This is a genomic window from Streptosporangium sp. NPDC006013 (assembly GCF_040614275.1).
Lineage (GTDB): Bacteria > Actinomycetota > Actinomycetes > Streptosporangiales > Streptosporangiaceae > Streptosporangium.
The window spans coordinates 1-10,173 of sequence record NZ_JBEXUE010000369.1 but is presented as its reverse complement, the minus strand read 5'-3'; the positions used below and the strand labels follow the sequence as shown (position 1 = coordinate 10,173).

General features: G+C 65.1%; 6 protein-coding genes. 2 read left to right on the top strand and 4 right to left on the bottom strand.

Annotation, left to right across the window (positions count from 1 at the left end):
* Positions 1 to 462: 462 nt before the first annotated feature.
* A complete protein-coding gene (locus ABZ260_RS37865) occupies positions 463 to 2,454 on the top strand; it encodes an NACHT domain-containing protein (RefSeq protein WP_355627117.1) in 1,992 nt (663 codons plus the stop codon).
* Here the strand turns inward: ABZ260_RS37865 and ABZ260_RS37860 are convergent.
* From ABZ260_RS37860 to ABZ260_RS37850, 3 genes are all read right to left on the bottom strand, one after another.
* Positions 2,413 to 2,835, bottom strand: coding sequence for a DUF433 domain-containing protein (locus ABZ260_RS37860; RefSeq protein ID WP_355627115.1), 423 nt, complete (start codon positions 2,833 to 2,835; stop codon positions 2,413 to 2,415). The genes ABZ260_RS37865 and ABZ260_RS37860 overlap by 42 nt on opposite strands.
* Positions 2,836 to 2,967: 132 nt before the next feature.
* Complete coding sequence (locus ABZ260_RS37855) at positions 2,968 to 5,901, bottom strand: M20/M25/M40 family metallo-hydrolase (RefSeq protein ID WP_355627113.1); 2,934 nt, start codon at positions 5,899 to 5,901, stop codon at positions 2,968 to 2,970.
* A gap of 766 nt (positions 5,902 to 6,667) precedes the next feature.
* The gene (locus ABZ260_RS37850; protein ID WP_355627111.1) at positions 6,668 to 7,486 is read right to left on the bottom strand and encodes a hypothetical protein; all 819 of its coding nucleotides are present in this window, start codon (positions 7,484 to 7,486) and stop codon (positions 6,668 to 6,670) included.
* Between the two features lie 551 nt (positions 7,487 to 8,037).
* On the opposite strand from ABZ260_RS37850, the gene ABZ260_RS37845 reads away from it, so the two are divergent.
* Positions 8,038 to 8,625 (top strand): hypothetical protein, encoded by a 588-nt coding sequence (locus ABZ260_RS37845; protein WP_355627109.1) that lies wholly within the window; start codon positions 8,038 to 8,040, stop codon positions 8,623 to 8,625.
* An 864-nt stretch (positions 8,626 to 9,489) separates the two neighbouring features.
* Here the strand turns inward: ABZ260_RS37845 and ABZ260_RS37840 are convergent.
* Positions 9,490 to 10,038 (bottom strand): DUF433 domain-containing protein, encoded by a 549-nt coding sequence (locus ABZ260_RS37840; protein WP_355627107.1) that lies wholly within the window; start codon positions 10,036 to 10,038, stop codon positions 9,490 to 9,492.
* Between the last annotated feature and the right edge of the window lie 135 nt (positions 10,039 to 10,173).

Below are 10,173 nucleotides of genomic sequence, written 5' to 3'. Positions count from 1 at the left end.
CGGCTCTCCGGCCCACTCGCCCTGCATGACCAAGAAGTCTGGCGTGATCTCTCCCGGGGCAGAACAAGAACGCGAGATCTTCAGTGGTCTTCTAGCACGCACCGCCTCGGCGAGCACTCGGACAGGGAAGGACACCCACGGGCTCGTGGAACCCCGCGTGCCCGCCCCGACAGCCAGGCCAGCACGCCGGCCAGGAAGCGAAATCAACTCTCAGCCGACCACACGAAGATCGAGGCTAGAAGCGGCGAAGCAGCCGTCGGGACCGCACCCCGGAAGTTTCCCGCATTTAGTCGTTTTTGTCTTTGCGATTTTCGCAGGGCAACGAAATGCCAAGATGATGACATGACGGGTACGGGTCTGCGGTCCGCCGCATTATCGTCGGCGGGGGTCCTTCTTCCAGTCGCCCTTAGCATAGCGGTCAATCAAGTGCTCAACGCAGGCGTGTGGAGCAGGCCGTGGATCGTGGTCACCGTGGTACTGGCCTTCGCCGGGTGGTACGTCACCCGTCTGATCACACGTGTCTCGACTCCGGCCGCCGGGGATCTCACACAGGTCAAGGAGCGGCTGGCGGGGCTGGTGGTTGATTTCTGGAATGCGGAGATAGCAAAACGGTCTCTCGGCGACCCGCCGATTCCCGTCCCCTGGCATCTCACCCAGCGAGCCAAACTCATGGACCACCCGCACCTGATTGCCAAGGGTGAGCCGTCCTTCACCGGCCGATCTGACGACATCGCCGCATTGGCCACCTGTTTCCGCCAACTGCCCCGCCGGCGCCTGGTCATCACCGGCGGCGCCGGAACAGGAAAGACCACCTTGGCTGTTCAACTCCTCGTACAGCTGATCGACACCCGCGAGCCAAGGGAGCCGGTGCCGATGTTGGTGCCGGTCGCAGACTGGGATACAGAGCGCTATCCGCGCTTACACGATTGGATCGCGGAGCGCCTACGGAATGACTATCTGGCTCCGAAAATGCCCGACCAGGGCCGCGATTCCGCCGAAATACTAGCCTCGGGTGGTCATATCCTGGCGATTCTTGATGGCCTGGACGAGCTGCCTGAACTCGCTCGCGCGAAAGTGATCACCCAGCTGGGCAAAACCCTGGCCCCGCGGGATCAAGTGATCATCACCTCCCGCACCAAAGATTATTCCGATGCTGTCATGAACGCACGACGCGCGGTCCGGGCCGCCGCTGTCATCGCCCCCAAGGCACTGACCCCCAAAGTCGTCGGTGACTATCTGGCCACCTGCCTCCCGCCTCAGCCCCCGCAGCCCTGGAGCACGCTGCTGCAAGCTTTGCGGACCGGCGCGGCGCCTGCTCTGGCGGCCATATCCTCGACCGCGTTGGGACTGTGGCTGATCCGAACGGTGTACATCGACCAGGATCGGGACCCGACCCCGCTGTTCACGGTCTACCGCGACGATGTTCCCGCACTACGCGCACACCTGATGGACGAACTCATCGAGGCATTGCTGATCGCCCAGAAGCTGTCGGGGACGACTCGCCGGAAAATCCCGCGAGCCTGGGATGCCGAGCGGATACGCCAGTGGCTGGGCCGACTCGCGACGTACGCCGCGGAGCGCGGGGCACCTGATTTTGCCTGGTGGCAGATAAACCAGCCCCGGCAGGGCGGATTGAGGGTGTCACCTCGATGGGTCGTCTCGCCGGCTGTCGCACTTGTTTATGCACTACCTGTCGCGGCCGCCGCCGCGCTGGCCGGGAGTCCGATACTTGGGCTTGTCGCCGGTTTCAGCTTCGCGTTCGGAAAATCGATCGACGTACCCGAGCCACCGGAGTTGAGGCGGCTACGGATCTGGCGACGCGTCGCCACGGCGCTACGCGAGAACAGTGGCCGCATTGCTCCCGCATTTCTCATGATGGGCCTGCCTTCGGCAGTAGGGGTGACGGCCATTCAGGGGATCGGAGCCGGGATCTTCACAGCCGTGACTTCCACGCTCATCCTCTGGGTTGGCTTCGCGCTGCAGGCGAAGTCCCCGTCAAAGGATTCCGGTCAGGCGCCGGAGGACCGGCTTCCGCAGTTCACCAACGCTCTAACCCCCCTATCCGCATGGAAGATCAACCGGTCTTTGGTAAGACTTCAACTGATGGGAGCACTGGTTTTTGGGGCGGTTTTGGCGATCTCCTCGGACTGGGTGTTCTCATATTTCCCCGGGCCGCGAGACATCTGGAGTGATATTGGACTGGGGTTGATGGTCGGAGGCAGTGCCGGTCTGATACAGCGGTCACAGCATGTCTGGTTGACATCCTGGATCACGTTCATATTCTTGGCCATCTCGGGCGATCTGCCGGTGCGCACGATGAGGTTCTTCGATGAAATGCACCGGCTCGGCCTGCTACGCGCGGTCGGCCCGTTCTATCAGCTCCGGCATGCTGAACTACATGACCATTTCGCATCAGCGGTGGTCGACAGAAATCAGCATGTGTTCGAGAGGTGATCGTGGGGCTGTTTTGCCGGACGGGTAGAGGAGACCGGTTTTTGTCCCTCTGATCTGGCCGATGAGCAGTGGACGCTGATCGAGCCGCTGCTTCCCGCTCCGCACTGGGACGGTTACCTGGACGAGCATCCGCGGCGAGAGGTCGTGGACGCGCTCGGGGGTTGCCGGCAGTGATGGTGCGCCCGGTCGGCCTCGCTGCCCGACCAGAGGTAGCAAGCGCTCATCGGCGATCACCTCCGGCTCCTCGCCGGCCTTCATCATGGCCGCCACCTCGGACACCCGCGTACGCGTCTCCACGAAGATCGGCTGACCGAACGCCCGATGCGGATCGACCACCGGTCGGGCCTGGCGCAGTACCACTCTGGCGACATCAAATCCCAACTGTCCGGATCGATCCTGCTGAGATCACCTCAATGGCTCCACTCCGTTGTCAATGCGCCTCACCCCGAGCCGAGGCATCCTGCCACCGCGCATGCCCTCTCGTGCGCGCACTGAACTTCCGGTTCACACGCGTCACACGATGGAGATCGACCGCACCTGGGTGTTGCCCTTGGTTTCGACGTATACCTGGTAATCGCCGACGGTGTAAGTGCCGGCAGCGTTGTTGTTGATGGTGAACGTGGCCGTCACAGGAGACTCGCTGCCGTCGATGTGGGTCTGCTTCACCGTGATGGTCAACTCGTTCTTGTCGCCCTTCAACTTCTTCACCACCGCCGACGGCTTGGCATCGATGACCGCGTTGGCGACTGTCACGTAGACCGCGTCGGGCGAAGAGAACTCCGCGTTCTTGTGCCCATCACCGAACAGGAAGAAGCCCCGTTGTTCGATGGCTCCGCGCCCGGGGAACGGATCTGGGTTTGAGGCCAAGTACGTCGGATTGACCGTGTACAGGTCCGTCTTGGAATCCGCGAGGACGGCCTGCACCCCGGCGTACGGGGCATCGGTGATCGCGAGGTTGACCGACAGGTAGATGGCATCGGGGTTGTTGGCCGAGATGCGCGAGGAGAAGTACTTGTCCGCACTCTGCCCCGCAGGAACGGCCAGCGGCACAACCGCGTCGTCGACGAGAATGTTGAACTGGAAGTCGCCGTAGCCGCCGGCCACGAACTTCGCCCAAGCCGCGTCCGACATGTGGTCGGGGCGCTCCACCTTGAACTCCAAGCGCATCGGCGACACGTATGTGGTGTTCAGGTACTCGGTGTCGGTCAGGGGCAAGTAGACCCCTCCCGGGGCGTGCCCCAGCGCGAAAGCCGAGGCCGTCGGAGTCGAGTTGCCGCGCCCGTTCCACATCGGGATGTTGAACGAGGTGGCGCCGAGCAGGGCCTGGGTGCCCAACTGGCTCGTGCCGACAGCGGCCGACGCGTCCTTGTAGGTTCCGATCGTGACGTCGAGCAGGTCGAGGTCCGCCCGGTCGGAGTTCAGCCCCGGGATGCTTGCCCACATGAACTTGGCACCGGCGGGCCCGGAGTACCGGGCCATCTCCAGCATGCCATCGGCCATCATCTTGGTCATCTGCACTGCCGAGTCGACCTTCATCCGCTCGTTGGCCGTGTGCCACCAGCGCTCGTTACCCGGGATCACCGCGCCGAAGGCGGTCATCTTATTGCGGAAGTTGCTGGCCAGGGTGCCGCCGGTCGTGCCCTGCGGATAGACCACGTCCCTGAGGGAATATGGATCCGCAAACTTCTCCGGGTTGCGGTTGATCGAGGCTTGGTAGCTCCCGAACTGAAGAGCCGTCAGCGGGTTGTCGTGAGTGACGTACAACCCGGCGCCGACGGGCGAGCCGAGGTTGCCGATGGTGAACCCCTTCGCCTGGAAGGCGGCCGTGACCGCCGTCGTTGCCTGGCTGGAGTCAGTCGCGGTGACGTGCATGCTGCGCACATACATCGGCATGCTGAGGCTTCCGGAGGCGTCCGTGTAAAAGCTCGTCGGGGTCTCCGAATTGATGCCTCCCATGAGGGCAAAGGTCAGGTTCGGGGTGCCGTTGCTCGGGTTGCGCAACAGGCTCGCCGGGATGCCCATGTACTTGCCGATATAGGCTTCGCCTTCGACACCGTCGCGGAAGAACAGGTCGGCGATGCCGTCGGCGGCTTTCTTCAATTGCATGTCGGCGGCCGTGGTTCCCAGTGCGCCGAGTCCCTTGGAGAGGAGGAACATCCCCCACACGACGGCATTCTTGCCGTACTGCGGGGTCGGCATCTCCATCGCCACATCGGTGTTGATCTCCAGCGTGAGCGAGTCGCCGGTGATCATGGTCTGCACCTTGGGGGTGGTGCGGGGAGCAGCCGGGAGCCAACCCTTCGTGGTCGCGGCGGCGGTGATCGCCGCTACGAATCGGTCGCGCTCGGCGGAGCCGGCCCCCGCCACGTCGAGGGTGAAGATTGCCCGGGAGGCGATCTGCGTGGTGCTGCCGTAGGCGATGTCCTTGAGCGTCGGATCGCCTTCACGCAGGGTGACGCCGGCTGTGGCATCCGTCAGCCGGAAGGCCTTGGTGCTGTCTGCGGACAAGCTCATCGACACCGACGGGGTCACCGATCCGGAGTTGCCGACGATGACCGGGAACCGCGAGTCGGAGGTGTAGGCCGCGATCGGGACCTCCTCCCGGTTGAGGTTCTTGTAGGCCCAGTTGTCGTAGAAGCTCGGGTTCGAGTTGTACGGGATGGACTGGAAGGTGGCGGTGTTCGTCGTCGAGGGCGTGCCGGGACCGCCGTCTTCGTAGATTCCCATGACGATGCGGATGCGTCGGTCGAGGGGCAACCCCGCCTCGAGCAGCGCCTTGGCCGCGAGCAGCGTCGCCAGCGTCGGGCCGCTGTCGTCCTGCACGCCCGCCCCGTAGACCCAGCCGTCCTGGACATAGGGCGAGTGGTACGCACCAGGAGTGCCGAGGTTGCCATCGGCGTTCCGCCAGCGCGCCAGCTGGGCTGGCGAAACGGAAGCCGTCGGCGAGTCGAGATGGCTCAACGCCATGACCATCTCCGGGGCGTCCGGGTCACCGATCTCTGCGTAGACGTACTTGTCGGGCTGGCGTTGGACGACCACCGGGAAACCCAGGTCGGTGGCCAGCTTGACCACCCAGGCGAGCTTGGCGACCTTGCGGTCGTACTCGTTCTGGTTGGCTTCGGTGTTGCTGACCGGGAAGGGGTACGCCGTCGCGGCCGTGCCGCCTCGGGAGATGGAGTCGTAGCTCGACCCGTCCAGCATCGCCCCGATCAGACTGAGCGGGTCGTAGGTGCCGTCCCCCGCCCGCGCGCTGTTGACGCGTCCAGCCAACGCCTCGACTTCCGCGTGGATCGCGTCGCGCTCGGCGTCGGTCACCGACAGATCGTAGGTGACACCCGGCTGGAAGCGCTCCTCGCCGAAGCTGGTCGCGGACGCGTTAGCCACTACACCCGTGGACAGGAGCAATGACATGCCAAGTGTCAGTGCAAGAGGCTTCTTCCGCGCCACCGCGATCTCCCTGAATGGTCAGACCCAAAAAACGTAGGATGATCTTCGTTGTACGCGAGACCCTTTCAGGCTCTTCCCAAGCTTGTCAATGAGGTGATCTCAGCAGGATCGATCCGGACAGTTGGGATTTGATGTCGCCAGAGTGGTACTGCGCCAGGAACCGGGGTGGATCGCGATGCCGGTGAAATAGACGTGGAGCTTTCGGTAGAAGAGGTCTCACCACAAGTCCTCTTCAGCCAGAAAGCCCCGCGTGATCACCTATCACGCCACGCTCGACGTTCCTCGGGAACTGGTTCACCATCTCTCCACGCTGCTGGCGGCCGAACGCCGGCGACTGGGCACCCGCACGGGATCTCGGGCGCTGTCCTGCTTTGCGCAGACGGTAATGGGACTGCGCTGGTTTCGCGAGGGCACCGACCGGGCCGCCCTCGGCCGTGACCACAGGGTTTCCCGCGCGTTCACCAGCCTTCTGAGCCGCTCGACCCGTTTCTCCAGCTCGGCGCCCGTCGCGTCGCATCGGAACAGGATCTCGCCGAAGCCACCGTGCCGGTCCATCGCCGGGATCAGGACAGAGACCCACTCACACCACCGCGCCCCCGTACGGCGGGCGCCTTCATGTATCGACTTCACCCTCGGGCAGCAGTTCCAGGACGAAGGCGAGACTCTGCGGCGGGGTGGCGGCGGCGCCGGTCAGTCCAGGGGGCAAACCCGCAGGCGTGGTGCGTGTACCTGCGTGGAGGAAAAGGACTGAAAGGACGGACAGTGCTCAGAACAGCCAGCCGAGCAGGCCGCCACCGCGCTTCGGGTCCTCGGCCGGAGCCTGGTTCTCGACCGGAGCCGGGTTCTCAGCCGGAGCTGATTTCTGGCTCGGAGCGGGGTTCTCAGCGGGAGCGGAGTCCCGACTCGGAGCCTGGGCCGTCTGCGAGGGAACGGGCTCGGCGGAGGCCTTCGGCCGAGACTGCACGTTCTTGGCGCCGTCGTCCCTGCGCTCCCCGACGGGCTCCGGAGCCGGTTTCACCGGCGGAGTGCTGAGAGTCGGCGTCGGCCGGGGGACCGGACTGCGAGACGCCTGAGTGTAGGAGGTCGTCGGTTCGGGAGTGACGCTCTGCTCGACAGCGGGCCCCGTCGCCTCCTCGGTCTCCTCGGCCGGGAGGTCCGCCGGATACGGCTGCGGTCGCTCGCCCGTCGCGCAGTTGACACCGGGCGGACATGCGGCGTCCGGCGTCGAGCCCACGGTGGAGGACAGCATCCAGCCGCCCGCGAGTCCCGCCACCACGACACCCGCGGCGACCGTCAGGAGCACCTTGCCCCCGCCCCGGGGCTTCTCGTCGTCCGGCTCCCCCGTCCAGCCCGATCCCAGGAAGCCGCGCGTCTGCTCCGTGCCCTGGCCGGCCTCGCGCCAGGAGCGCTCGTCTTCCTCGTCGAAAGCCGCGGTCTCCTGGAGCTCGTCGCCGTGGACGGACCCCTGCGTGTCACTCCGGGCGGACGCCTGCGTGTCACTCTGGGCGGACGCCTGCGTGTCACTCTGGGCGGACATGGGGACATCGCTCTGGACATACACCTGGATGTCGCCGTGGACAGGCACCTGGGCGCCATCTCGGGCCGGCACCTGAGCTGTTCCCGGACCCCATCCATCCGACAACACGTCGCCCCCCGGGTGGCCAGGCTCACGCTGCGACACGGGCCCCACCGGGCCGGTCTGCTCGCGGAGACCCTCTCCGTACGACCGCTGGTTGTCGTCGCTCCCCACAATGCCCCTCTCTGAAACGGATCTTTGCCGGGCATCTTCCTAGCAGATCCGACATCATTTTGTCCGAAAAATTCACCACACAGCGGGAATCGAATGGATTCCCACTCGGGCACGTCAGGCGGCGCCTGGCCGACCGGCTCGGCACTACCCCCGGCCCCGGGCGCCGTACCAATCCGCCACGGACGCCGCTCTCGCCCCGCCGGCCCCTGAAGGGATGAGGGACGCCGTCAGGTCCCTGCGGCACGCGCCGGGGACAACAGCCCGCGGGGCGGCCATCGCCCCGGGAAACGGGACCGTATCCAGAGATCAATCCTCGTTCTACACTCGGTACGGCCAGTCCCCCGGCCTCATTCCATCTGGCAGGACACGAAAAAGCGGAAGGGAACATGAAAGAAAAAGAGGAGCGCGCCGCGCGGGTTTACGAAAGAACCAGCACCCTCGCGACGGGAAACGTGTTGGCGCAGGGTGCGAGCGGGTTCTTCGGCGGCGGAGCGAACCTGGTCGTCGACGTGATCGCGATTCCGTTCTACATCGACCTGTGGAACGACGTACGGAGCATCTACGGCAGGGGCCACATCACCGCGGAGGCCGCCAAGGAATACCTGAAGCCGAACATTCCCTTCCTCGCCCAGGACCTGCTCTGGGACAAGCTCGTCGGTTCCATTCCCATCGTGGGGATTCCGTTCAACATCGCCTTCGCCAAGGCCCTGACGTGGCGCCTCGGCGCATGGTTCGGCATGCTCTCGGCAATCGGCGGGGACAGTACCCCCAACGAGAAGATCACCGCGTCCACGATGGAACTCACGCGCAGAATCTTCCCCTCGCTGGGAGACACCTTCAGCTTCAAGGCCCCCGACAAGGACGTCTTCGTCTCCTTCGTCGCCTCCGTGGACGGCTTGACGCATCAGGAGGCCCAGAATCGGGCCGAGGAGGCACTCCGGGTGCTCCGCGGCGAAAAAGACACCCCGTCGTAACGCCGTTCAGGAGCTGATCCGGCACGTCGATTCCGTGCGTCCGGAACGTCTCCACGATGCGGGAAGGGGTCGGCGGGGAGCTTCGGGTAGCCGGCCTGAGACCGCCGTAGGGCAGGGTCTGGTCTCCAAAGGGCCCAGCAGCAGATGCCAGCTGAGCGACAAGCTGCTCAACCTCGCCGTCGGCGGCATCGACCAGCTCACGCTCGTCATCCGCAGCCAGCTCAAACAGTCGGCCAGGATCGCGCCGGCGGTCGCGTGGCCACGGAATTCCCTGCGGGTCATGAGGTCCACGCCGTCGTCCAGCAGTTCCAGGACGGGGACGAGGCTCTGCTTCTTCTCGCCGCCGAGCCCCTATTCGGCTTGACGACTGAGGGGGAGCAAGCAGACACTGACGGTGTCGTGCTCTCTGGGGTACGGAAGTGGCGCCGGGAACCCCCCGATGGAATCGGGAGCCCGGCGCTTACGCCTTCTCCGGACGCTGCGCTCGCTTCTTCTTGGCAGCCGGAGCCTCGTAGGGGTCCAGACCGTGCGCGGTCAGTCGCCACACACCTGATCGAAACTGGCTGGCCTCGCTGCACATCGCCGAGAGATTGCAGGCGATCAGCCCCTTGCGTTCCTCGATCTTCGACTCGCCCGGCAGCAGGAAAACCGCGACCTTGGCCTTGAGATATGCCTAGTATTCGTGAGGACGCTCGAAGATACGGATGTCACAGGCGATCATCAGCCAACCTCGCTGCCCGACCAGAGGTAGCCAGCGCCTCGTCTCGCGAGCCGAACAGTTCCGCGGGAGTGTGCACCAGGCAACCCAGTCCGGCCAGCAGCTTACGGACACTGCGGCTGACGCTGTTCTCGTCGAGGTAGAACTCAGGCGGCGTGGCCCAGGAGGATGCGGGTGGCGGTTCTGACATCGTCGAGGGTGACTCCGAGCTCATCGGCGATCACCTCCGGCTCCTCGCCGGCCTTCATCATGGCCGCCACCTCGGACACCCTCGTGCGCGTCTCCGCGAAGATCGGCTGACCGAACGCCCGATGCGGATCGACCACCACATTCGACGGCAGACAGCTCCGCAGCCGCAGGTCGGCAGGAAATCCGTCCTCGGCGCGGACCACGTAGTCCAGATAGCCGGTGACGATCTCCCGGATGACGTGCCGGCCCGTCCGGGCCTCGATGAGCCCCGCACCGGCCTCCGTCCGGGAGAAGTCCCACAGCACGTCGATGCTGTCCGTCGCCGGCTCGGAAACGAGTCTGAGGTGGCTTTTCAGCAGCACGGCCGGCACATCGACGTCGAGGACAGCCAGGTCACGGCTGTCGCCTTTCGCATCGGTCCACACGCCCTCGGCGAGGTTGAGCCGCTTCACCTGGCTGCCGACTGGCGCGATATCCGATAGCAATCGACAGGAGCGACGACCCAACTACGATAGGTAGTGCGCGGTCGAGTACGAACCGCGTGGTCACGTCTACAGACGACGATCCGCTTGAGCGCCGCGGCCACCCAGTCCATGTTCTCCGTGCCCGACTCCATGGAGATCCGGGCGCCGGCGGACAGC